Annotated in this window: 20 protein-coding genes; 3 read left to right on the forward strand and 17 right to left on the reverse strand. The window is 70.7% G+C overall.

Annotated features, from left to right (window positions below):
* Window positions 1-173: 173 nt before the first annotated feature.
* The 15 genes from AC061S_RS16685 to pgsA all read right to left on the reverse strand — a co-directional run bounded on the left by AC061S_RS16685 (window position 174) and on the right by pgsA (window position 16,006).
* A complete protein-coding gene (locus tag AC061S_RS16685) occupies window positions 174-2,624 on the reverse strand; it encodes a RelA/SpoT family protein (protein WP_478686736.1) in 2,451 nt (816 codons plus the stop codon).
* 279 nt (window positions 2,625-2,903) lie between these two features.
* A complete protein-coding gene (locus AC061S_RS16690; protein ID WP_478686737.1) occupies window positions 2,904-3,458 on the reverse strand; it encodes an adenine phosphoribosyltransferase in 555 nt (184 codons plus the stop codon).
* Window positions 3,455-4,507 (reverse strand): protein translocase subunit SecF, encoded by a 1,053-nt coding sequence (gene secF / locus AC061S_RS16695; RefSeq protein WP_478686738.1) that lies wholly within the window; start codon window positions 4,505-4,507, stop codon window positions 3,455-3,457. The genes AC061S_RS16690 and secF overlap by 4 nt, the downstream gene beginning before the upstream one ends.
* Window positions 4,508-4,510: 3 nt before the next feature.
* Window positions 4,511-6,298 (reverse strand): protein translocase subunit SecD, encoded by a 1,788-nt coding sequence (gene secD / locus AC061S_RS16700; protein ID WP_478686739.1) that lies wholly within the window; start codon window positions 6,296-6,298, stop codon window positions 4,511-4,513.
* A gap of 154 nt (window positions 6,299-6,452) precedes the next feature.
* The gene (gene yajC / locus AC061S_RS16705) at window positions 6,453-6,920 is read right to left on the reverse strand and encodes a preprotein translocase subunit YajC (protein ID WP_478686740.1); all 468 of its coding nucleotides are present in this window, start codon (window positions 6,918-6,920) and stop codon (window positions 6,453-6,455) included.
* A gap of 165 nt (window positions 6,921-7,085) precedes the next feature.
* Window positions 7,086-8,147, reverse strand: coding sequence for a Holliday junction branch migration DNA helicase RuvB (gene ruvB, locus AC061S_RS16710; protein ID WP_478686741.1), 1,062 nt, complete (start codon window positions 8,145-8,147; stop codon window positions 7,086-7,088).
* A gap of 244 nt (window positions 8,148-8,391) precedes the next feature.
* The gene (gene ruvA, locus AC061S_RS16715) at window positions 8,392-9,024 is read right to left on the reverse strand and encodes a Holliday junction branch migration protein RuvA (protein WP_478686742.1); all 633 of its coding nucleotides are present in this window, start codon (window positions 9,022-9,024) and stop codon (window positions 8,392-8,394) included.
* Window positions 9,021-9,557, reverse strand: coding sequence for a crossover junction endodeoxyribonuclease RuvC (ruvC, locus tag AC061S_RS16720; RefSeq protein WP_478686743.1), 537 nt, complete (start codon window positions 9,555-9,557; stop codon window positions 9,021-9,023). The genes ruvA and ruvC overlap by 4 nt, the downstream gene beginning before the upstream one ends.
* Window positions 9,558-9,737: 180 nt before the next feature.
* On the reverse strand, window positions 9,738-10,490 hold the full coding sequence (locus AC061S_RS16725) for a YebC/PmpR family DNA-binding transcriptional regulator (RefSeq protein ID WP_330295445.1): 753 nt from the start codon (window positions 10,488-10,490) through the stop codon (window positions 9,738-9,740).
* A 57-nt stretch (window positions 10,491-10,547) separates the two neighbouring features.
* Complete coding sequence (gene pdxT / locus AC061S_RS16730) at window positions 10,548-11,138, reverse strand: pyridoxal 5'-phosphate synthase glutaminase subunit PdxT (RefSeq protein WP_250744713.1); 591 nt, start codon at window positions 11,136-11,138, stop codon at window positions 10,548-10,550.
* Between the two features lie 8 nt (window positions 11,139-11,146).
* Window positions 11,147-12,064, reverse strand: a complete 918-nt coding sequence (gene pdxS, locus AC061S_RS16735; RefSeq protein WP_478686744.1) for a pyridoxal 5'-phosphate synthase lyase subunit PdxS — start codon at window positions 12,062-12,064, stop codon at window positions 11,147-11,149.
* A 153-nt stretch (window positions 12,065-12,217) separates the two neighbouring features.
* Entirely contained in the window at window positions 12,218-12,757 is a 540-nt protein-coding gene (locus tag AC061S_RS16740; protein WP_478686745.1) for a LemA family protein, read from the reverse strand.
* Between the two features lie 485 nt (window positions 12,758-13,242).
* A complete protein-coding gene (locus tag AC061S_RS16745; protein ID WP_478686746.1) occupies window positions 13,243-14,406 on the reverse strand; it encodes a glycosyltransferase family 4 protein in 1,164 nt (387 codons plus the stop codon).
* Window positions 14,403-15,329 carry a phosphatidylinositol mannoside acyltransferase gene (locus tag AC061S_RS16750; protein WP_478686747.1) on the reverse strand — a complete coding sequence of 309 codons (927 nt, stop codon included), beginning with the start codon at window positions 15,327-15,329 and terminating at the stop codon, window positions 14,403-14,405. Before AC061S_RS16750 ends, AC061S_RS16745 begins: the two co-directional genes overlap by 4 nt.
* Entirely contained in the window at window positions 15,329-16,006 is a 678-nt protein-coding gene (gene pgsA, locus AC061S_RS16755; protein WP_385377091.1) for a phosphatidylinositol phosphate synthase, read from the reverse strand. Before pgsA ends, AC061S_RS16750 begins: the two co-directional genes overlap by 1 nt.
* Window positions 16,007-16,295: 289 nt before the next feature.
* Between pgsA and AC061S_RS16760 the strand changes: the two genes are divergently transcribed.
* Both AC061S_RS16760 and AC061S_RS16765 read left to right on the forward strand, forming a co-directional pair.
* Complete coding sequence (locus AC061S_RS16760) at window positions 16,296-18,509, forward strand: elongation factor G-like protein EF-G2 (RefSeq protein ID WP_478686748.1); 2,214 nt, start codon at window positions 16,296-16,298, stop codon at window positions 18,507-18,509.
* Between the two features lie 226 nt (window positions 18,510-18,735).
* The gene (locus AC061S_RS16765; protein WP_478686749.1) at window positions 18,736-20,406 is read left to right on the forward strand and encodes a hypothetical protein; all 1,671 of its coding nucleotides are present in this window, start codon (window positions 18,736-18,738) and stop codon (window positions 20,404-20,406) included.
* Between the two features lie 60 nt (window positions 20,407-20,466).
* Here the strand turns inward: AC061S_RS16765 and AC061S_RS16770 are convergent, their stop codons facing one another.
* Window positions 20,467-21,027, reverse strand: coding sequence for an HIT family protein (locus tag AC061S_RS16770; protein ID WP_478686750.1), 561 nt, complete (start codon window positions 21,025-21,027; stop codon window positions 20,467-20,469).
* A gap of 67 nt (window positions 21,028-21,094) precedes the next feature.
* Between AC061S_RS16770 and AC061S_RS16775 the strand changes: the two genes are divergently transcribed.
* A complete protein-coding gene (locus AC061S_RS16775) occupies window positions 21,095-21,760 on the forward strand; it encodes a potassium channel family protein (RefSeq protein WP_478686751.1) in 666 nt (221 codons plus the stop codon).
* Between the two features lie 68 nt (window positions 21,761-21,828).
* Here AC061S_RS16775 and thrS read toward each other — a convergent pair whose 3' ends face one another.
* Window positions 21,829-23,805 carry a threonine--tRNA ligase gene (gene thrS / locus AC061S_RS16780; RefSeq protein WP_243334227.1) on the reverse strand — a complete coding sequence of 659 codons (1,977 nt, stop codon included), beginning with the start codon at window positions 23,803-23,805 and terminating at the stop codon, window positions 21,829-21,831.
* Window positions 23,806-23,969 lie beyond the last annotated feature (164 nt).

The following is a 23,969-nucleotide window of genomic DNA, read 5'->3' on the forward strand; positions in this document are numbered from 1 at the left end:
TGAGCCGGGAGTATGCCGCCCGCTCACGAGCGAGCTTCTTACGTCCCTGCGGCTGCCGGTCCTCGCGGATCTCGAAGCCCATGCCACCCCTTGAACTGGGGTGTTGCAACGACTCCTAGAACCCAAGCTGCGTACCGGGGCCCTTTCACGTGTGCGGCGCCAGGGCCTGCGGGCTAGGGCCTGCGGGCCGAGGTCACGCGGTAGACGTCGTAGACGCCTTCGACGCCCCGTACGGCCTTCAGGACGTGGCCCAGGTGCTTCGGGTCGCCCATCTCGAAGGTGAACCGGGAGGTGGCCACCCGGTCGCGGGAGGTCTGGACGGCCGCGGACAGGATGTTCACGTGCTGGTCCGACAGGACCCGGGTGACGTCCGACAGCAGCCGGGACCGGTCCAGTGCCTCGACCTGGATGGCGACCAGGAAGACGGAGGACTGGGTGGGCGCCCACTCGACCTCCAGCATCCGCTCGGGCTGCTGTGAGAGGGAGTCCACGTTGACGCAGTCGGCACGGTGAACCGATACGCCGCTGCCCCGGGTGACGAACCCGATGATGGGGTCGCCCGGCACCGGGGTGCAGCAGCGGGCCAGCTTGACCCACACGTCCTCGACGCCCTTGACCACCACGCCGGGGTCGGCGTTCCCGCGGCGCGTGCTGCGGCCGCGGGCCGGCGGGATGCTGTCCTCGATGTCCTCGTTGGCCGCGTCCTCGCCGCCGAGGGCCTGGACCAGCTTCTGGACGACGTTCTGCGCGGTGACGTGGCCTTCGCCGATCGCCGCGTAGAGCGAGGAGATGTCGGGGTAGCGCATCTCGTGCGCGAGGGTGACGAGGGAGTCCCCGGTCAGGATGCGCTGGATCGGCAGGTTCTGCTTGCGCATGGCCCGCGCGATGGCGTCCTTGCCGTGTTCGATCGCCTCGTCGCGGCGCTCCTTGGAGAACCAGGCGCGGATCTTGTTGCGGGCGCGGGGGGACTTGACGAAGCCCAGCCAGTCGCGGGACGGGCCGGCGCCCTCGGCCTTGGAGGTGAAGACCTCGACCAGGTCGCCGTTGTCGAGGGTCGATTCGAGCGGTACGAGCCGCCCGTTGACCCGCGCTCCTATGGTCCGGTGGCCGACCTCGGTGTGGACGGCGTACGCGAAGTCGACGGGCGTGGCTCCGGCCGGCAGAGCGATGACATCGCCCTTGGGCGTGAAGACGAAGACCTCGTTGCGCGAGAGGTCGAAGCGCAGCGAGTCGAGGAACTCGCTCGGGTCCTCGGTCTCCTTCTGCCAGTCCAGCAGCTGGCGCAGCCACGCCATGTCGTTGACGGTGTCGTGGCCGGCGCTGCCCTTGGCCGCCTGCGGCACGTCGGTCCGTACCTTCGAGGTGCCGGCGACGGTCTGCTGCTTGTACTTCCAGTGCGCGGCGATGCCGTACTCGGCGCGGCGGTGCATGTCGAAGGTGCGGATCTGGAGCTCGACGGGCTTGCCGCTGGGTCCGATGACCGTCGTGTGGAGCGACTGGTACATGTTGAACTTCGGCATCGCGATGTAGTCCTTGAACCGGCCGGGGACCGGGTTCCATCGCGCGTGCACGGTGCCGAGGGCGGCGTAGCAGTCCCGGACGGTGTCGACGAGGACCCGGATGCCGACCAGGTCGTAGATCTCGGCGAAGTCGCGGCCGCGCACGATCATCTTCTGGTAGACGCTGTAGTAGTGCTTGGGGCGCCCGGTGACGGTGGCCTTGATGCGGGCGGCCCGGAGGTCGGCCTGCACCTCGTCGGTGACGACGGTGAGGTACTCGTCGCGCTTGGGTGCCCTTTCGGCCACCAGCCGCACGATCTCGTCGTACATCTTGGGGTAGAGGATCGCGAAGGCGAGGTCCTCCAGCTCCCACTTGATGGTGTTCATGCCCAGCCGGTGCGCCAGCGGGGCGTAGATCTCAAGGGTCTCGCGGGCCTTCTTCTCCTGCTTCTCCCGCTTGAGATAGCGCATGGTGCGCATGTTGTGCAGCCGGTCGGCGAGCTTGATGACCAGGACCCGGGGGTCCTTGGCCATGGCCACGACCATCTTGCGGACGGTCTCGGCCTGCGCGGCCTCGCCGAACTTGACGCGGTCGAGCTTGGTGACTCCGTCGACGAGCAGGGTCACCGCGTCGCCGAAGTCGCGCCGCAGGTCCTCCAGCCCGTACTCGGTGTCCTCCACGGTGTCGTGGAGCAGCCCCGCCATCAGCGTGGCCGGGTCCATGCCCAGCTCGGCGAGGATCGTGGTCACCGCGAGCGGGTGGGTGATGTACGGGTCGCCGCTCTTGCGCTTCTGGCCGCGGTGCCAGCGCTCGGCGACCTGGTAGGCCTGCTCGATCTGGCGCAGCGTGGCCGTCTCGATCTTCGGATCGTTGCTGCGGACTATGCGGAGCAGCGGTTCCAGGACCGGGTTGTACGGGTTGGAACGCTGGACGCCGAGGCGGGCCAGCCGGGCGCGCACCCGATTGGAGGACCCGGCCGACTTCGCGGACGCGGGCTTGACCGGGGGCGCGGGCGCCGGGGCCGGCGGTACCGGGGCGGCCGGCGGCGTGGCGGGGCCCGCCGCGGCCGGCTCGGCCTGCGGATCGGGCTGCGCGGCGGAGATTGGCTGGACCTCGTCTGGCAAGAGCGCTCCCTCAGCGGATCCGGTGCCCGTGTCCGGTCCGGATAACCCATCGTAGCGAGGGTTCCGCCACCCCGTTCCCCGAGCCTGCGCGAATCAGCCCGTCCGGCGTTTGAGGACCGGGGTCTGGGGCGGAGCCCCAGCTGGGGGTCCCCCCGGACGGAGTCTGGGGAATGGAGGAAGGGCGGGTAGGGGACTTCGCCCCGCGCAGCGGCCCGCACACGCCGAAGCGGGCGCGCTCCGGGATGTCCCGGTGCACGCCCGCTTCGTAGAACAGTGTGGTCAGACCACGATCAGCGCATCCAGCGGAGCATCGCCCAGCGTCGCCACCAGCCGCTCACGGCCCGGCAGGAACGACAGCTCCATCAGGACCGCGACCCCGGCGACCTGCGCCCCGGCCCGCCGGATCAGCTCCAGCGAGGCGGCGGCGGTGCCACCGGTGGCCAGCACGTCGTCGATGACCATGACCCGGTCGTCGGCGCACAGCGCCTCCGCGTGGATCTCGATCTCCGCCGACCCGTACTCCAGGTCGTAGGACTGCAGGAGCGTCGCCCCGGGCAGCTTCCCGGCCTTGCGGACCGGCACGAAGCCGATGCCCGCCTGCACGGCCACCGGAGCCGCCAGGATGAATCCCCGCGCCTCCAGCCCGACGATCTTCGTCGCTCCGTACTGCCCGGCCAGGGCCACCAGCGCGTCCGTGAGGGCGCCGAACGCCTTCGGGTCGGCCAGCAGCGGGGTGATGTCCTTGAACATCACACCCGGCTTCGGGTAGTCCGCCACGTCCGTGATCCGGCTGAGCAGCAGGTCCCGTACACCGGAGGGCAGCTCCGCGGTCACCGGCGGCGTCCCGACCGGCCCTGCGCCACTACCTCGGGCGCGCCGTCGGTCCCGGCGTCCTCGGGCGATTCGCCCCTGGCCTCGGCCGACGCCCGCTTCGCGAGCACCCGCTTCTTCAGGGCCTTCATCGCCGGCTCGCGCTCCTTCAGGTCCACGACCAGCGGGGTCGCGATGAAGATCGACGAGTAGGCGCCGGCCGCGAGGCCGACGAACAGCGACAGCGAGATGTCGTTCAGCATGCCGGCGTCGAGGATGCCGCCACCGATGAAGAGCAGCGCTCCGACCGGGAGCAGTGCCACGACGGTGGTGTTGATCGAGCGGACCAGGGTGCCGTTGATGCTGCGGTTGGCGATCTCGCTGTACGTCCAGCGGGACTGCTTGGTGATGTCCTTCGAGCCCTCCTTGAGACCGTCGAAGACGACGACGGTGTCGTAGAGGGAGTAACCGAGGATGGTCAGCAGACCGATGACCGTACCCGGGGTGACCTCGAAGCCGACCAGCGCGTACACGCCGACCGTGATCGTGAGGTCGTGGATCAGCGCGATGAGCGCCGCGACCGCCATCCGCCACTCGAAGGCGATGGCCAGGTAAATCACCACGAGGACCATGAAGACGCCGAGGCCGGTCCAGGCCTTGTTGGCGATCTGCTCGCCCCAGCTGGGGCCGACCAGGTCCGCGTTGATCTGAGCCGCGTCGACCTTGAGGTCGGTGGCGAGCTTGGCCTTCACCTCGGCCGCGGCATCGGTGCCCAGTTCCGAGATCTGGATGCGCAGGCCGCCGGTGCCGAGCTTCTGGACGATCGCGGCGTGGCCGGAGGCCTCTTCCGCGTCCTCTCGGGCCTGGGCCTCCGAGACGGAGGTCTTCGGGGTGGTGAAGACGGCACCGCCCTTGAACTCGATGCCCATGTTCAGGCCCGAGACGGCCACGGCCACGATCGCCGTGATGGTGATCAGGATGGAAACGCCGTACCAGACGAAGCGCTTGCCGACGAAGTCGTAGCCGACCTCACCTCGGTACAGCTTGGCGCCGAGATCTCCGAGCTTCGACATCTCTCACGCCTCCTTTGCGTCGACGGGAACGGAGACGGTCGCGGCGGCCGCGTCGGAGCCGGTACGACGCGAGCGTCGCAGCGGCGGCTTCGCGCCCAGTCGCTTCGGGTCCAGCCCGGACCACGGGTGACCGCTGGCGAAGAAGTCCGTACGGGCCAGCAGCGTCATGACGGGCTTGGTGAAGAGGAACACCACGACCACGTCGAGCAGGGTGGTCAGGCCCAGGGTGAAGGCGAAGCCCTGCACCTTGCCGACGGTGACGATGAACAGCACCGCGGCGGCCAGGAACGACACGAAGTCGGAGACCAGGATGGTGCGACGGGCGCGCGGCCAGGCGCGCTCGACGGCCGGACGCAGGGTGCGGCCCTCGCGGATCTCGTCCCGGATGCGTTCGAAGTACACGATGAACGAGTCGGCGGTGATGCCGATCGCGACGATCGCACCACAGACGGCCGGCAGGTTCAGGGCGAAGCCGATGCCCTTGCCGAGCAGCACCATGATCGTGTAGGTCAGGATGCCGGAGACCATGAGGCTGATGATGGCGACGAACGCCAGGCCCCGGTAGTACGCCAGCAGGTAGATCACCACGAGGGCGAGGCCGATGGCGCCGGCGATGAGGCCGGCCTTCAGCTGCTCGCCGCCGAGCGCGGCGGTGACGGTGGTGACGCTGTCCTCCTGGAAGGACAGCGGCAGGGCGCCGTACGAGAGCATGTTGCCCAGGTCCTGCGCGGACTGCTGGGTGAAGCCGCCGGAGATCTCGGCGTTGCCGCCGGTCAGCGCCTGGCTGACGGACGGGTCGGAGATGACCTCGCCGTCGAGCACGATGGCGAACTGGTTCTGCGGGGGCTGCTTGGCCGCGAGCTCACCGGTGATCTTGGCGAACTTGTCGGCGCCCTTGTCGGTGAACTGCATCGTGACGATCCACATGCCGCGCTGCGGGTCGATGATGCCCTTGGCGTCCTTCACGTCCTGGCCGTTGACCTGGGCCGGGCCGAGCACCCACTTGGCCCAGGCGTCGCCGCGCTTGCCGCAGGCGAGCGTCGGGTCCTCGGGCTTGACGTTCTGCTTGACGGCGGTGCGCTGCGCCTCGTCGCTGCAGTCCAGCGCGGCGAACTTCGCCTGCAGGTCCGCGGCAGCGGCCTGCTCGGCGGACGGCGCGGACGGCGACGTGGACGGCGTGGCCTTGTCGTCTGCCTTCTTCGACTCGCTCGCCGAGGGCGAGGGAGAGGGGGCGTTCGGGGCCTTGAGGGCCTCACTGACCGCACGGCCCTGGGAAGTGGCGCTGGACGACGGGGTGGGCGCACTGGCAGACGGGCTGCCGGAGCCGCTCGGGGCGGCGCTCGGGGAGCCGCTCGCGTTGGCCTCGGGGGCTACCGGGGCACCGTCCGCCGTGGCGAGCACGGGGCGGAAGTACAGCTGGGCGGTGGTACCGACCTGGTCGCGCGCCTGCTGGTCGTTCGTCCCCTTGGGGATGTTCACGATGATGTGGTCGCGGCCCTGGGTCTGGACCTCGGCCTCCGACACACCGAGACCGTTGACACGGCGCTCGATGATGCCGACCGCCGTGTTCATGTTGGTCTCGTTGATCGCGTCCGGCTTGCCGGGCTCGCTCTTGGCCTTGAGCGTGATGCTCGTACCGCCGGCGAGGTCGATGCCGAGGCGCGGCGTCGTCTGCTTCGTGAGGAACATCCCCGCGGTGAGCGCCACCATCGCGATCAGGATGATGGCCAGGGCACGCCCCGGCCTCCCCTGAGCCCCCGTGGGCCGCCGGCCCTTCTTCGGTGCTGCCACCTTGTCGTATCTCCCTGTCCAACCGTCCCGCGCCGGGTCAGCGCGTGGACGGCCACCGAAATGTGTGTGGGGACCCCTGCCCCCCGCAGAAGGGTCACTGGCGGGGGCCGACGGGGCTGCCGATCAGGCGCCCCGCACGGTCCCCGGCCCAGCGCTACTTCGCGCCGGCCTCGCCGTCGGTCTTGCCGTCCTTCGGCTCGTCGCCCTTGGCCTCGTCGGCCTTGGGCTCGTCGGCCTTGGGCTCGTCCTTCTTGCCCAGGTCGAGCTTGGGGGCCTCGTCCCCGGTCAGGGAGGACGCGTCGTCCGGGACGACCGGCGTGTCGATCGTCAGATCATCGGTGATGCCGTGGACGATGCGGTTGTACTCCTCGTCCTCCAGCACGGCACCGATGGAGTTCTTCGCGTAGATCGCGTGGACGCCGGGGGCCACCTCGAGCGTGACGGTGTCCTCGCCGACCTCCTTCACCGTGGCGTACATGCCACCGATGGTGCGGACGCCGGTGCCGGGGGTCAGCTGCTCGCGCATCTGCACGGCCTGCTGCTGCTTCTTCTTCTGGCTACGGGTCAGCAGGAACATCGCGCCGATGATCAGCACGAACGGGAGGAGGGAGAAGATATCCAAGGGACGCAGGTCCTTCGTATCGACCGCACGAGCGCACGGCCTTTGTACGGGGGGTGGGTACGCCGACCGTAAGGGTCGGCATCGGCGGAGTCTAGGCGAGTCCGCACCGATGGAACAACGCCCAGCATGTCACCGCAGTTCCTGAGGGGTCGAACCTCCGCGCCGTCAGGTCCCGAAGAGGCCCTGTTGTCCGCTTGATCCGTTCCCGCCCTGCTGTGGCGGAACAAGTCCCAGGTGAGCCCATGCGGCCGGGGTCGCGACCCGCCCCCGCGGGGTCCTGGCCAGAAGCCCCTCCCGTACGAGGAAGGGCTCCGCGACCTCCTCCACGGTCTCCCGCTCCTCACCGACGGCGACGGCGAGCGTCGACAGGCCCACGGGGCCCCCGCCGAAGAGCTTCAGGAGCGCCTCCAGGACGGCCCGGTCCAGCCGGTCGAGCCCGCGCTCGTCGACCTCGTAGACCTTCAGGGCGGTGCCGGCGACCGTGCGGTTGATCACGCCGTCGGCCCTGACCTGGGCGTAGTCGCGGACGCGGCGCAGCAGCCGGTTGGCGATACGGGGGGTTCCGCGCGAGCGGCCGGCGATCTCGGCGGCGCCGGCGGTGTCGATCTCCACGTCGAGGAGCCGCGCGGAACGGTGGATGACGCGCTCCAGCTCCTCCGGGGCGTAGAACTCCATGTGGCCCGTGAAGCCGAAGCGGTCGCGCAGCGGGGGCGGGAGCAGACCGGCCCTGGTCGTGGCCCCGACGAGGGTGAACGGGGGCAGCTCCAGCGGAATGGCGGTGGCCCCCGGACCCTTCCCCACGATCACGTCGACGCGGAAGTCCTCCATGGCCATGTAGAGCATTTCCTCGGCGGGCCGGGACATGCGGTGGATCTCGTCGAGGAAGAGGACCTCACCCTCCTGGAGGGAGGAGAGGATGGCGGCGAGGTCGCCCGCGTGCTGGATGGCGGGGCCGGAGGTGATCCGGATGGGCGCGCCCATCTCGGCCGCGATGATCATGGACAGGGTAGTCTTCCCCAGGCCCGGGGCGCCCGACAGCAGCACGTGATCGGCGGTGGCGCCGCGCTGGCGGGCCGCCTTCAGGACCAGGTCCAGCTGCTGGCGGACCTTCTCCTGCCCGACGAACTCACCGAGGTCCTTGGGCCGCAGGGCCGCCTCGACGGCGGTGTCCTCGCCGTCCGCCGCGGCTGCGACGATCCGGTCGTCGCTCTCGTCATCCCAGTTCACGGTGTCAGTCTGCCTTCTCGGGGTGCTGCGGTGGTCTGTGCGCGGGCCGTATCCCGGGGCTCCGCCCCGGACCCCGCGCCTCAAACGCCGGCGGGGCTGGATTTGGCCGGCGTCAGCCTGGACGTGCACGGGGCACGTCGTTCGCCTTGGCGAGCTGGATTGCCCGCAGGGCCATTTCAGCCCCTCCGGCGTTTGAGGAGCGGGGGTCCGGGGGCTGGCCCCCGGCAACGGCGCCGCACGGACGTCACCGGGCTCGGTTCAGGGACTGCAGGGCCGCCCGCAGGAGCTGCGGAACCGGGGCAGAACCGCCCGAGGCGATCGCGGCCTCAGCCTGGGGCGTGACGGCCGAGACCGCGTCGTCCGCGTCCCGGGGCGCGTAGCCGAGGCCGATCAGCGCGGCGGACAGCTGCTCCGACCACGGCGCCGGGCCGGAGGCCACCGCACGCTGCGCGCCGACCATCCCGCTCGACCCCAGCGGAGCGCCCAGCTTGTCCTTCAGGTCCAGCAGCAGCTTCTGCGCGCCCTTCTTGCCGATGCCGGAGACGGCCATCAGCGCCTTCTCGTCCCCCACGGAGACGGCGACGCGCAGCGCGTCCGGGCTGTGCACCCCGAGCATCGCCTGCGCGAGCTTCGGGCCGACCCCGCTCGCCGTCTGCAGGAGCTCGAAGACCTGGCGCTCGTCGTCGTCGGCGAAGCCGTACAGCGTCAGCGAGTCCTCCCGTACGACCAGCGAGGTCGCCAGCCGGGCCGGCTCGCCGGTCCGCAGGCCCGCGATGGTGTTCGGCGTGCAGTGCACGGCCATGCCCACTCCCCCGACCTCGATGACGGCCAGGGTGGGGGCGAGCGCGGCGACCGTGCCGCTGACGAAGGCGATCATGTAGTGCGGCCTTTCAGGGCGCTGGCATGCCGGTTGACGGCCTGCTGGAGGCGGTTCTGCGCGGGGGCGCGCCAGATGTGGCAGATGGCGAGGGCGAGGGCGTCCGCGGCGTCGGCGGGCTTGGGAGGGGCGGACAGCCGCAGCAGCCGGGTGACCATGGCACCGACCTGCGCCTTGTCGGCGCGACCGCTGCCGGTGACGGCGGCCTTGACCTCGCTCGGGGTGTGCAGCGCGACCGGTATGCCGCGGCGCGCCGCGCACAGCATGGCGACAGCGCTGGCCTGGGCCGTGCCCATCACGGTGCTGACGTTGTGCTGGCTGAACACCCGCTCCACAGCCACGACTTCGGGCCGGTGCTCGTCGATCCATTCCTCGATGCCCTGCTCGATCGCGACGAGCCGGTGGCCCAACTCGGCGTCCGCGGGCGTCCGTACGACCCCCACGCCCAGCATCGTCAGGGGACGGCCCGCCACCCCCTCGACCACGCCGACACCGCATCGGGTCAGGCCCGGGTCAACACCGAGTACGCGCACCCCGCCTCCCCCCTTTGCGGCTAAACCGCCGCCGCTCTCGCGGAGGTGGTGCCTCGCCGTCGTGGCTGATCAATTGATGGTTGCGGTCGCCAGACTAACGGCTGCCTATGACAACGCAGCGGGCCGACGGGGTGTGTCCCCGTCGGCCCGCTGCGACGCTGTGAGCGGTCGGCACCCGGATCAGGCGTCGACCTTCTCCATGACCTCGTCCGAGACGTCGAAGTTGGCGAAGACGTTCTGCACGTCGTCGCTGTCCTCCAGCGCGTCGATCAGCTTGAAGATCTTGCGCGCGCCCTCTTCGTCCAGCTCGACCTGCATGGTCGGCAGGAAGTTGGAGTCGGCCGAGTCGTAGTCGATGCCCGCCTGCTGCAGCGCGGTGCGGACGCCGACCATGTCGGTGGCCTCGCTGATGATCTCGAACTGGTCGCCGAGGTCGTTGACCTCTTCCGCGCCCGCCTCGAGCACCGTCTCCAGCACGTCGTCCTCGGACAGCTCGCCCTTGGGCAGCAGGACGACGCCCTTGCGGTTGAACAGGTACGAGACCGAGCCGGGGTCGGCCATCGAACCGCCGTTGCGGGTCATGGCGACCCGTACGTCGGACGCGGCACGGTTGCGGTTGTCGGTGAGGCACTCGATGAGCACCGCGACGCCGTTCGGGCCGTAGCCTTCGTACATGATCGTCTCGTAGTCGGCGCCGCCGGCCTCGAGGCCGCCGCCGCGCTTGACCGCGGAGTCGATGTTCTTGTTCGGGACCGAGCTCTTCTTCGCCTTCTGGATGGCGTCGAAGAGGGTCGGGTTGCCATCGATGTCGGCGCCGCCCATACGGGCCGCGACCTCGATGTTCTTGATCAGCTTCGCGAAGAGCTTGCCGCGCTTGGCGTCAACCACGGCCTTCTTGTGCTTCGTCGTAGCCCATTTAGAGTGGCCGGACATCTGCCTGTCTCCTTCGCGTCACCAACAATGTTCGCCTCAGATCCTACCGGGACGCCGTTACAGCCCCGCGCGCACCATGTCGACGAAGTACGCGTGGACCCGGTCGTCGCCCGTGAGCTCCGGGTGGAACGAGGTGGCGAGGACATTGCCCTGGCGTACGGCGACGGTGTGGCCGTCGTACGTGGCGAGCACCTCGGCGGCTCCGCCGACGGACTCGACCCAGGGGGCCCGGATGAAGACGCCCTCGACGGGGCCGCCCTCGATGCCGGCGAAGTCGACCTGCGCCTCGAAGGACTCGTTCTGCCGGCCGAAGGCGTTGCGGCGCACGATCATGTCGATGCCACCCAGGGTCTCCTGGTCCTCACGGCCGTCCAGGAGCTTGTCGGCGAGCATGATCATGCCGGCGCAGGTGCCGTAGACCGGCATCCCGGCCCGTACGCGCTCGCGCAGCGGCTCCAGCATGCCGAACAGCACGGCGAGCTTCGACATGGTCGTGGACTCGCCGCCGGGGATCACCAGGGCGTCGACCTCGGCGAGCTCCTCGGGACGCCGGACCGGCCTGGCCACGGCGTCAGCCGAGGCCAGGGCGATCAGGTGCTCCCGTACGTCGCCCTGGAGTGCCAGGACACCAATCACGGGGGTGGTCATGGTGATGACTACCAGCCGCGGTTGGCGTAGCGCTCGGACTCGGGGAGGGTGTCGCAGTTGATGCCGACCATGGCCTCGCCCAGGTTGCGGGAGGCGTCCGCGATGATCTTCGGGTCGTCGTAGAAGGTGGTGGCCTTCACGATGGCGGCGGCGCGCTTGGCCGGGTCGCCCGACTTGAAGATGCCGGAGCCGACGAAGACGCCCTCGGCACCGAGCTGGCGCATCAGCGCGGCGTCGGCGGGGGTGGCGACGCCACCGGCGGAGAACAGTACGACCGGGAGCTTGCCGAGCTCGGCGACTTCCTTGACCAGCTCGTACGGGGCGCGCAGCTCCTTGGCGGCGGCGAACAGCTCGTTGTTGTCGTAGCCGCGCAGGCGGGCGATCTCGTTCTTGATCTGGCGCAGGTGGCGGACGGCCTCGACCACGTTGCCGGTGCCGGCCTCGCCCTTCGAGCGGATCATGGCCGCGCCCTCGGCGATGCGGCGCAGGGCCTCGCCCAGGTTGGTGGCGCCACAGACGAAGGGGGTGGTGAACGCCCACTTGTCGGCGTGGTTGACCTCGTCGGCCGGGGTCAGGACCTCGGACTCGTCGATGTAGTCGACGCCGAGGGACTGGAGGACCTGGGCCTCGACGAAGTGGCCGATGCGGGACTTCGCCATGACCGGGATGGAGACGGCCTCGATGATCTCTTCGATCATGTTCGGGTCGGACATCCGGGCGACGCCGCCGTCCTTGCGGATGTCGGCGGGAACCCGCTCCAGGGCCATGACGGCCACGGCGCCGGCGTCCTCGGCGATCTTCGCCTGCTCGGCGTTGACCACATCCATGATCACGCCGCCCTTGAGCTGCTCGGCCATGCCGCGCTTGACGCGGGAGGTGCCGATCGCCGACTCGGCGGACTGCGTGGTGGAGGGAAGCGTGCTCACGGATTGACCTCACTCGAAAGGAAGATTCAGGCGCTACTGGTGATCGCTGCTGGCGACCTGGTGGTACTCGACCGAGGAAACCTCCTCGACCAGTCCACGGCAAGGGCCAATGTGCAGCCGGTGGCTCCTTGCGATTTGGCCATTGGGTACAAGTTACGGCCGTTCGGCCAGATCCACCGGAGGCTCGTCGTCCATCTCGAAGGCCAGCGGGAAGGGCGCGTGGCCCGCCAGCCGGAACCAGCGGACCTTGCGGTGCCGGCGCAATGCCCGGGCCGCGCGTACGGCGTCGTTGAGGAACCGGCGTGCCATCGGCACCCTGCGCACCGCCGCCGCGAGCTCCTCGGCGGCCTGCGCCCCTCCCGGGGCCGCCTTGAGCGCGTCGACCTGTTCCGCATCGGCGAAGACGGCGCGCAGCGCCTGGCTGAGCTCGCTCTCGGCGACCTCGCGGTGCTCCTCCTCCGCTTGGCGGGCGGCGTGCCCGGCCTCGTACAGGACGAGGGAGGAGGCGGGGTCCAGCACCCCGGAGGTCGCGACCTCCACCACCACGGAGGCCCGGCGCACGAGCTGCGCGTCGAGGGCGGCCCGGGCGGCGTCCATCCGGGAGTGCAGCCGGTCGAGGCGCCCGGCGGTCCAACTGAGGTACACCCCGACGAGGCCGAGGCCGAGGGCAATCCAGACAAGGGTTTCGATCACGGGCGGCGACTCTACCTTTCGACGCGCCGCTCGCACGGCTCGGCCCTGGATGGCCTCCCCGGCTTCGCGCCGCTGCGCCGGGCACCTTTTCGACGCGCCGCTCACACGGTGCGGCCCTGGCGGGCCTCCCCGGCTTCGCGCCGCTGCGCCGGACTCCGTCCGGCGGTGTCCGGGCGGGGTGCGGCCACCGTCGTCTCGCGTGAAGGCCGGTGGACGGGTGCGGCATGGTCGGCCCTGCGGGGCGAGGTCCCCCACCCGCCCTTCCACCGTTCCCCGGGCTCCGCCCGGACCCGCGCCTCACGTCGGCGCTGAGAACGCGAGCGTGCGGGCTGACGACAGCCACATCCAGCCCCGTCTGCGTTTGAGGCGCAGGGGTCCGGGGCCCGGCCCCGGAGAACGGGCGAAGGGCGGGTAGGAGACTTCGCCCCGCGCAACGGCACACCCGGAGCCGGAGCCGGACATGCGTACGAGCCTCCCCGGAGGGGCTACGCGTCGCGGGAGAGGCCCAGGCGGGTGCGGAGCGGGACCCGCTCGTCCTCGGCCACTGCTGTCGCGCCGTCGGTCACCGTTTCGTAGACGGCCAGGATGTCCGCCGCCACCGTCGACCAGTCGAAGCGGCGTACGTGGGCCGAGCCGCGGGTGCTCAGTTCCGCGCGCCGTGCGGGGTCGCCCAGGAGGGCGATCGCCGAGGTCGCCAGGGAGTCGGGGTCCTCGTTCGAGAACAGGGCTCCCGCCGCCCCCTGGTCCAGGACCTGCGCGAAGGCGTCGAGGTCGGCGGCGAGGACGGCCGCCCCGGCCGAGAGGGCCTCGACCAGGATGATGCCGAAGCTCTCGCCGCCCGTGTTCGGAGCCACGTACACGTCGACGCTGCGCAGCAGCCGCGCCTTGTCCTCGTCGGAGACCATGCCGAGGAACTCGACCCGGGAGCGGAGCTCGGGCGGCAGGGAGGCGACCGCCTCCTCCTCGTCGCCGCGGCCCGCCACCAGGAGGCGTACGTCCGGGCATTCCGCCACGATGCGGGGGAAGGCCGCCATGAGGACCGGCAGGCCCTTGCGCGGTTCGTCGATGCGGCCGATGAAGCCGAGGGTCTGGCCCGACCAGGCCGGGTTCGGGTCGGCCTTGGCGAAGAAGTCCACGTCCACGCCGTTGGGGATGACCACCGCGTCCCCGCCGAGGTGCTCGACCAGCGTGCGCCGCGCGTACTCGCTCACCGCGATCCGCGCGCTGATCTTCTCCAGCGCCGGCTGCAGGATCGGGTACGCGGCGAGCATCGCGCGGGAGCGCGGGTTGGAGGTGTGGAAGGTGGCCACGATCGGCCCCTGCGCCGCCCAGCAGGTCAGCAGGCCCAGCGAGGGGGCGGTCGGCTCGTGGATGTGGACCACGTCGAAGACCCCGTCGTGCAGCCAGCGCCGCACGCGGGCCGCCGACAGGAAGCCGAAGTTGAGCCGGGCGACCGACCCGTTGTACGGCACCGGCACCGCCCGCCCCGCCGAGACCACGTACGGGGGCAGCGGGGTCTCGTCGTCCGACGGGGCCAGGACCGACACCTGGTGGCCGAGGCCGATCAGGTGTTCCGCCAGGTCCCGGATGTGGAACTGGACCCCGCCGGGGACGTCCCAGGAGTACGGGCAGACGATGCCGATCTTCACGCGGGGTGCTCCTCGGGCCGGCCGGCGGTGGTGTCCAGATCGTCCAGCCACAGCCGCTGGAGCATGTGCCAGTCCTGCGGGTGTTCGGCGATGCCCTGCGCGAAGGCGTCGGCGAGCGCCTGCGTCATGACGGCCGTCTTCTCCTGCCGGGTGCCCTGCTCGGGGATCTCCACCGGGGGGTGGATCCGGCCGTACATCTTCGGCGCGTCCCCGTAGTACAGGGTGGCCGGGAGCAGGACCGCGCCCGTCTGCTGGGCGAGCAGCGCCGGGCCGGCCGGCATGCGCGCCGCCGAGCCGAAGAAGTCCACTTCCACCCCGGAGGCCGACAGGTCCCGGTCCGCGACCAGGCAGACGAGTCCGCCGGAGCGCAGCCGCCGGGCGAGCGTGCCGAAGGCGGCGCCGCCGCTGTGCGGGAGCACCTCCATGCCCAGGCTCTCGCGGTACGCGACGAAGCGGTCGTAGAGGGTCTCCGGCTTGAGCCGCTCGGCGACGGTGGTGAAGGGGACTCCGATGTGGGTGACGGCCCAGGCGCCGGCGAGGTCCCAGTTGGCCAGGTGCGGGAGGGCCACCACCACTCCGCGCCCGGAGGCCAGTGCCTCGCGCAGGATGTGGTCGTCCTTCATCTCCACGTCGGTGCTGAATCGTTCCTTGGCCATGGTCGGCAGGCGGAAGGATTCCATCCAGTACCGCATGTAGGAGCGCATGCCCGCGTGCGACAGCTCGCGCAGCCCCTCCGGCGTCGCGTCCGGCACCACCCGGGCCAGGTTCGACTCCAGGCGCAGCACGCTCTTGCCGCGCCGCTTCCAGGCGAAGTCCGCGATCCGCCGGCCGAGGGCCGCCGCGGCCGGCTCGGGCAGCTTCTTGACCCCGGCCCAGCCGAGCCCGTAGAGCCCGTCGACCAGCTTGTCCTGTGCCTTGCCCATCAGGGCGTACCGCCTTCGGAGGGAGCACCGGCGGCAGCAGCGGCGGCGTCGGCCTCCGCCGATTCGCGCCGTACGGTCACCACGCGCTGGATCAGGGTCACGAGCGAGCCCGCCGCGACCACCCACAGCGCGATCGGCAGCAGCAGGCCGATCCACGAGGGGACGCCGAAGGTCTCCAGCCCGGACAGGCCGGCCGCGACCAGCGTGATCACCAGGCGCTCGGCGCGCTCGATGAGCCCGTTGACGGCCACCGGCAGCCCGATCGACTCGCCGCGGGCCTTGGTGTACGAGACCACCTGGCCGCTGGCCAGGCAGAAGATGGCGACCGCGCAGAGCGCGTTGTTGTTCCCGGAACCCGCGTACCAGAGCGCGAGCCCGCCGAAGATCGCCGCGTCCGCCACCCGGTCGAGGGTGGAGTCGAGGAACGCGCCCCACCGGCTGGAGACGCCGGCCTGGCGGGCCATGTTCCCGTCCACCAGGTCGGAGAAGACGAAGAGCGTGATGGTGATCGTGCCCCAGAAGAGCTCGCCCATGGGGAAGAAGACCAGGGCTCCGGCCACCACTCCGGCCGTGCCGATGAGGGTGACCGCGTCGGGACTCACTCCCATCCGGAGCAGAAAAGCGGCGAATGGCGTGAGAACACGCGTGAAGAATGCACGCGCGTACTTGTTCAGCATGGCCTTCCCGGAGGGTCGCTGGGCCGCACGGCCACCACGGCCACCGGCTGGCCCATCGTAGCCAGGGCCCCGGGCCATCGGCGCCGCGCACCCACCGGTTCACACGACGCGGGCCGTTCTCGGGCCGTTCGCCACGTTCCGGCGGCCCTGCCGGCGGCTCCCGCCGGGTCCCCGCCGCTCCCCCGGTTTCCGCGGTTCCGGTACGACGTATGGACGGGGTGTGACGGCAGTGCAAAGCTCGAAGGAGGCCTTTTCCCCCATCCCCTCCAAATCGGGAGGCACGAGCATCGTGGGAGCCGCATCACACCAATCCGGAGCCGCCGGAAGAGCACCGACGGCCGACCGCCCGGCATCCGTACGGAACGTCGTGCTGGTCGGCCACAGCGGAGCCGGCAAGACCACCCTGGTCGAAGCCCTCGCCCTGACCGCCGGCGCCGTGAACAGGGCCGGGCGCGTCGAGGACGGCGCCACCGTCTCCGACTACGACGAGATCGAGCACCGCCGCCAGCGCTCCATCCAGCTCTCGCTGGTCCCCGTGGAGTGGGCCGGAATCAAGATCAACATTTTGGACACCCCCGGATACGCCGACTTCGTCGGCGAGCTCCGGGCCGGGCTGCGCGCCGCCGACGCGGCCCTCTTCGTGGTCTCGGCCGCCGAGGACGGAGAGGGGCTCTCCGGAGCCACCCGGATGGTCTGGGACGAATGCGCCGCCGTCGGCATGCCGCGCGCCATCGTCGTGACCCACCTGGAAGCCGCCCGCGCCGACTACACGCAGATGACCGCGGTGTGCGGCGACGCCTTCGGAGCGGACGACCCCGATGCCGTGCGCCCGCTCTACCTGCCCCTGCACGGCCCCGCCGGTCCCGACGGCCGCGCCCCGGTGGCCGGACTGCTCGGACTGCTCTCCCAGCGCGTCTACGACTACACCTCCGGCGACCGCGTCGAACGCGACCCGGACCCCGGCGAGCTCGCCCTGATCACCGACGCCCGCGCCCGGCTGATCGAGGGGATCATCGCCGAGAGCGAGGACGAGACCCTCATGGACCGCTACCTCGGCGGCGAGGACATCGACCTCAAGACCCTGGTCGACGACCTGGAGCGGGCCGTCGCCCGCGGCACCTTCCACCCCGTCCTGATGGCCGCCCCCGCCTCCGACGGCGCCCGCAAGGGCCTGGGCACCGTAGAACTCCTCGAACTGATCACCGGCGGCTTCCCCACCCCGCTGGAGCGCGCGCCCGTCGGCGTCACCACCCCCGACGGCGCGGCCCGCCCCGCGGTCACCTGCGATCCCGACGGGCCGCTCGTCGCCGAGGTGGTGAAGACCTCCTCCGACCCCTACGTCGGCCGCGTCTCGCTCGTCCGCGTCTTCTCCGGCACCCTGCGCCCCGACGAGACGGTCCACGTGAGCGGGCACGGGCTGACCGACCGCGGGCACGAGGACCACGATGTCGACGAGCGCATCGGGGCCCTGACCTCCCCCTTCGGCAAACAGCAGCGCACCCTCGCCCACTGCGTCGCCGGCGATCTGGCCTGCGTGGCCAAACTCACCCGCGCCGAGACCGGCGACACCCTCTCCGCCAAGGACCACCCCCTCCTGATGGAGGCCTGGTCCATGCCCGACCCGCTGCTCCCCCTCGCCATTCAGGCCCACAGCAAGGCCGACGAGGACAAGCTCTCCCAGGGCCTGGCCCGGCTGGTCGCCGAAGACCCGACGATGCGGCTCGAACAGAACCCGCACACCCGCCAGCTCGTCCTGTGGTCCCTCGGCGAAGCCCATCAGGACCTCGCCCTCGAACGGCTGCGCACCCGGTACGGGGTCCAGGTCGACCCGGTCCCGCACAGGGTCAGCCTCCGCGAGACCTTCGGCGCCAAGGCCGGCGGCCGCGGGCGGCACGTCAAACAGTCCGGCGGGCACGGCCAGTTCGCCATCTGCGAGATCGAGGTCGAGCCGCTGCCGCCGGGAAGCGGCATCGAGTTCGTCGACAAGGTCGTCGGCGGAGCCGTTCCGCGCCAGTTCATCCCGTCCGTGGAGAAGGGCGTCCGCGCGCAGGCCGCCCGGGGGCTCGCGGCCGGCTACCCGCTGGTCGACGTACGCGTCACCCTGCTCGACGGCAAGGCCCACTCGGTGGACTCCTCCGACGCCGCCTTCCAGACCGCCGGCGCCCTGGCCCTGCGCGAAGCCGCCGCCGGGGCCTCCGTCCAGCTCCTCGAACCGGTCGCCGAGCTCGCCGTGGTCGTTCCCGACGAGTACGTCGGCCCCGTCATGAGCGACCTCGCCGGCCGCCGGGGCCGGGTCGTCGGCACCGACGCGGCCGGCGCCGGACGCACCCGGGTCCTCGCCGAGATCCCCGAGATCGAGATCGGCCGGTACGCCGTCGAGCTGCGCTCCGTGTCGCACGGCACGGGCCTGTTCAGCCGTACGTACGCGCGCCACGAGCCGATGCCGCCGCAGATAGCGGACAAGCTGCGCGAACAGGCCGAGAAGGGAAGCCAATTGACATAGCGTCACTCGGGCCGCCCATCCAACCAGGTTGCGGTGGGCGGCATTTACCTGTCCCATGACCACGGGGAGGAATCGGCCGATAGGCTCGTCCGCGCGTGCGGCGGGCAGGCCGAACGGGTAGACCAAGCGGACAGGGCGGGAACGCCGCACCGGGAACACCACCCGGAGCCGGCGGCATCGCGGGCAGGCCCGCACACGAGTACGACGCACAGCGATGGGGGCAGCGGTGGCGGACGACGGATTCGACTTCAGGCCCGGGGCACAGGTCCCGCTCCAGGGCGGCGGCGGCCAGACGGCCGCGACCAACGCCCTCGCCTCCGCCGCCTACCGGGACGGCGGGCGCGACACCAAGCTGGAAGACATACTCAAGGCCAACAACGACTACCACGAGTCCGTCGTCAAACCCGGCAAGATCTCCCTGCTCGCCCCCAATCTCGGCGAGGCCTTCTGCCGCGCCGTCGAGGCCCGCACCATCCCGCCCACCCGCAAGCCCCTGATCCAGTCCTTCGGCGCCGACCCGCAGACCGTCGTCGAGCACTGCCTGGCCGCCTCCCGCATCCGCAAGGAGCGCGACCGCAAGCTGCGCCTGATCATGCTCGTCTGCGGGGCCGTGTTCCTCCCCGGCCTCCTGCTGTGGCTCGGCCTGTTCTGGGCCCGCAAGGCCCTGGCCGCCTCCGAGGCCAAGCGGGCCTCCTGGATGGGCACGGCGCTCCTCGTCGGCGTGGGCCTGGTGGTCGCCGTGCTCATGTTCCGGCTCCCGGTCACCGGCGTCCTGGGCATCTACGTCCGCGCCATGGTCATCGCCCCGGTCTTCGGCTGGTTCCTCGCCCGCCGGCTCTGCGAGGCCACCGCGGAAGACCTGCGCTCCCGCTGGGACGGGCTCATCGCGGGCGGCGGCGGGGTGGCCGCCAAGATCCCGGAGGCCGTCCCCGGCAACCCCGACGAGAAGGCCCGCGAGGACCTGCGCCACTCCCTCGCCAAGCTCACCGCCGAGGACCGCAGCAACGCCGTCTTCTACGCGGGCCCCAAGGGCATACTCGGCATGGGTACCCGCTGGGGCAGCTGGCAGATGGCCGAGGAGCTCGCCCCCAAGAACGAGGGCTCGGAGATCCACCCGTTCCGCAGCTGGGACGTCATACGCGCGATCGACACCCAGTTGCGCAAGCTGGAGCGCGGCCCCCTGCACACCGGCGGCCTCCCGCCCGCCTCGATCCAGCACTGGATCGTCAGCCCGGTCGGCGAGGGCGCCAAGGAGGTGACCCGCCCCAGCGGAGCGGACGTGGACACCTTCCTGGTCAAGCCGCACGAGATCACCCGCATCTGCAACGAGCAGCAGTTCAGCGCCGGGAACCGGCACTACCTCGGCATCCAGTACCCGCTCTGGGACGGCCAGCTCGTGATCACCATGCTGGTCACCGTCACCGTGCTCTACAAGACCCTGCGCGTGGAGGTCACCGGCCACGCCCTCGGCCCGGTGCACGGCCTGTTCACCACCAAATCGGCGGCGCCGGTGGACGAGGTCGCCAAATCCGTGCGCTTCTGGGAAACCATGGAGCTCAAGCGACCCGTGGTCGACACGAACGAGGTGGTACGGCTCGCCGTGCGCGCCCCCTTCACCTGGTACCCGCCGCTCCTGGACTTCCTGGGCGGCAAGCTCGTCCTCCCGGAGCCCTTCGGCGTCCGCCACGTCTGGGCCGGCCAGCCGTGGCGCCACCGCTTCATGGCGGACGACGCGATGCGCGCCGCGACCCCGGTCCTGCGGGCGGTGCACACCGCCGCGATGCGGGTCCTGGAGGAGAACGGGGTCGACACCGAGCGCTTCACCAACCGCTCGATGATCGTCAGCGGCATGGTCCAGGACGCCGCACCGCGCAAGGCTGACGTCTACGACGCGTGAGCCCCGGCCCACCGGCCGGGGCCCGGCGGGCCCCGGCCGGTGGGTCTCAAGCGGTGGGGCTCAGCCCGTGGGCCAGGAATCGGCGAGCATCTGGCGGGTGTCCGCGAGGAGTTGGGGCAGCACCTTGGTGTGTCCCACGACCGGCATGAAGTTCGTGTCCCCGCCCCAGCGGGGCACGATGTGCTGGTGCAGGTGCGCGGCGATGCCGGCGCCGGCGGCCTGGCCCTGGTTCATGCCGATGTTGAACCCGTGCGCACCCGAGGCCTTGCGCAGCGCGACCATCGCCCGCTTCGTGAGGTCGGCGAGTTCGAGGGTCTCGGCGGAGTCCAGGTCCGTGTAATCGGCGACGTGCCGGTACGGCACGACCATCAGGTGGCCGCCGTTGTACGGGTAGAGGTTCAGCACGGCGTAGACGTGCTTGCCCCGGGCCACGACCAGTCCGTCCTGGTCCGACATCTCCGGAATCCCGCAGAAGGGACAGCCGTCCCCGGCCTCCGGCCCGGTCGGCTTGTTCTCCCCCTGGATGTAGGCCATCCGGTGGGGCGTCCACAGACGCTGGAACGCGTCCTGCGTGCCCACACCGATCTGCTGCTCCGGCTCAATCGTCATGGGATGCAGCATATGACCTTGGCCCCGAGCGGCGTGTCGCCGGGGCGAAGACCGGTGGGCGGGAGGCAATGCTGAGCCCATGAACGATGCACCCGAGACCGGTGACCAGGCCTGGGAGCGCCGGACCGAGCTGCCGCTGTTCTACGCCTCCCTGCTCTTCCTGGCCGCCTACGCGGTCTCCGTACTGGCCTACCGGGCCCATCCGCTCTGGCGGGACGTCGGCCTCGGTGTGGTCGCACTGACCTGGGTCTGCTTCATCGTGGACTACGTGGCCCGGCTGTTCCTGAGCCGCATGCGGCCGCTGCGCTTCGTCCGCGTGCACTGGCTGGACACCCTGATCGTGATGCTGCCGCTGTTGCGGCCGCTGCGCATGGTCAAGGTGCACAACGCGATCCAGTCCAGGCGGCAGCGCCCGCGCCAGGGGCTGTACGCGCGGGTGATGTCGTACGCCGGCCTGTCGGCCGGGCTGCTCGGGTTCGCGGGCGCCCTCGGGGTCTACCACTTCGAGCGCCGGGCCCCGAACGGCACGATCCACACCTTCGGGGACGCGGTGTGGTGGGTGTGCGAGACGCTGACCACGGTGGGCTACGGCGACATGGCCCCGGTCACCCCGATGGGCCGGATCATCGCGGCGTTCCTGATGGCGGGCGGCCTGGCGCTGCTGGGCGCGGTAACGGGCTCGTTCTCCTCCTGGATGCTCCACGTGTTCCGCCGCCAGGACGAGGAGGAGCCCCCGGGGATCTGAGGTCCCCGGGGGCTCCGGGCCGTCACGCGGCCGTCACGGCGTCGCGGCGGTCACGGCCGCCGCCGCGGTCACACCTGGACGCGGCGCTCCACGACGTCGACGAGCTTGGCCAGCGCCTGGTCGCGCGGGACGCCGTTCTCCTGCGAACCGTCGCGGTAGCGGAAGGAGACGGTGCCCGCGGCCATGTCCTCGTCACCGACGATGATCATGAAGGGGACCTTCAGCTTCTGCTGGTTGCGGATCTTCTTCTGCATGCGGTCGGAGGAGGCGTCCACCTCGACGCGCAGGCCCTTCTTCTTCGCCTCGGCGGCGAACTCCTGCAGGTACTCGATGTGCGAGTCGCCGATCGGGATGCCGACCGCCTGGACCGGGGCGAGCCACGGCGGCATGACGCCCGCGTAGTGCTCCAGCAGGACGGCGAAGAACCGCTCGATGGAACCGAACAGCGCACGGTGGATCATGACCGGCCGCTGCTTGGTGCCGTCGGGGCCGGTGTACTCCAGGTTGAAGCGCTCCGGCAGGTTGAAGTCGAGCTGCACGGTCGACATCTGCCAGGTGCGGCCGATCGCGTCACGGCACTGGACCGAGATCTTCGGACCGTAGAACGCGGCGCCGCCCGGGTCCGGGACCAGGGGCAGGCCCTGCTTCTCGGCGACCTGCTGGAGGGTGGCGGTGGCCTCCTCCCAGATCTCGTCCGAGCCGACGAACTTCTCCGGGTCCTTGGTGGACAGCTCCAGGTAGAAGTCGGTCAGACCGTAGTCGCGGAGCAGGTTCAGCACGAAGGTCAGCGTGCGGTCGAGCTCCTCCGCCATCTGCTCCTTGGTGCAGTAGATGTGCGCGTCGTCCTGGGTGAAGCCGCGCGAGCGGGTCAGGCCGTGCACGACGCCGGACTTCTCGTACCGGTACACGGTGCCGAACTCGAAGAGGCGCAGAGGCAGTTCGCGGTAGGAGCGGCCGCGCGCGTCGAAGATCAGGTTGTGCATCGGGCAGTTCATGGGCTTGAGGTAGTAGTCGGTACCACCGTCGAGCTGCATGGGGGGGTACATGCCCTCCGCGTACCAGTCCAGGTGGCCGCTCTTCTCGAAGAGGGTGCCCTTGGTGGCGTGCGGGGTGTAGACGAACTCGTAGCCCTCTTCCTCGTGCCGCTTGCGCGAGTAGTCCTCCATGGTGCGGCGGATGACGCCGCCGCGCGGGTGGAAGACGGCCAGGCCGGAGCCGATCTCGTCCTGTACGGAGAACAGGTCGAGCTCGGTGCCGAGCTTGCGGTGGTCGCGCTTCTCGGCCTCCACGAGGAAGTCGAGGTGGGCCTTCAGCTCCTCCTTCGACGGCCACGCGGTGCCGTAGATGCGCTGGAGCATCGGGTTCTTCTCGCTGCCGCGCCAGTAGGCGGCGGCGTTGCGCATCAGCTTGAACGCCGGGATGTTGCGGGTGGTGGGCAGGTGGGGGCCTCGGCAGAGGTCCTTCCAGCACAGGTCGCCGGTCTTGGCGTCGAAGTTGTCGTAGATGGTCAGCTCGCCGCCGCCCACCTCGACGTTCGCGCCGTCGTCGGTCGACGCCGAACCCTTGATCCCGATGAGCTCCAGCTTGTACGGCTCGTTCGCGAGCTCCTCGCGGGCCGCCTCGTCGGTGACGACGCGGCGGGCGAAGCGCTGGCCGCGCTTCTGGATCTCCTGCATCTTCTTCTCGATGGCCTTGAGGTCATCGGGGGTGAAGGGCTTCGCGACGTCGAAGTCGTAGTAGAAGCCGTCCCGGACCGGCGGGCCGATGCCCAGCTTGGCCTCGGGGAACAGTTCCTGCACGGCCTGGGCCATGACGTGCGCGGTGGAGTGGCGCAGGATGTCGAGGCCGTCCGGGGAGGAGATCTCCACGGGCTCGACGGTCTCGCCGTCCCGCACCTCGTACGCGAGGTCCTTCAGCTCACCTGCGATGCGCGCGGCGACGATGGTGCGCTCGCCGGCGAAGAGCTCTGCCGCCGTAGTGCCCGTGGCCACCACGCGCTCGTCCCGCTCGGAATCGCGTTGGATGAACACACGGACGTCTGACACCGGTCTCTCCTGACTCAGGGGGTGCGCGAGCGAACACTGCGCGCCTGAATCGTACCGAGCGGATGGGCTGAGCCGCTAAACGGTTACCGCCCGGGCCTGTGGGAACCGCCGCCGGAGGCGGCGGCGTCCCCGGATGCACAAGATCGTTGGTGGGCGCAGAGGAG

It is taken from the genome of Streptomyces sp. CA189 (genome assembly GCF_056428985.1).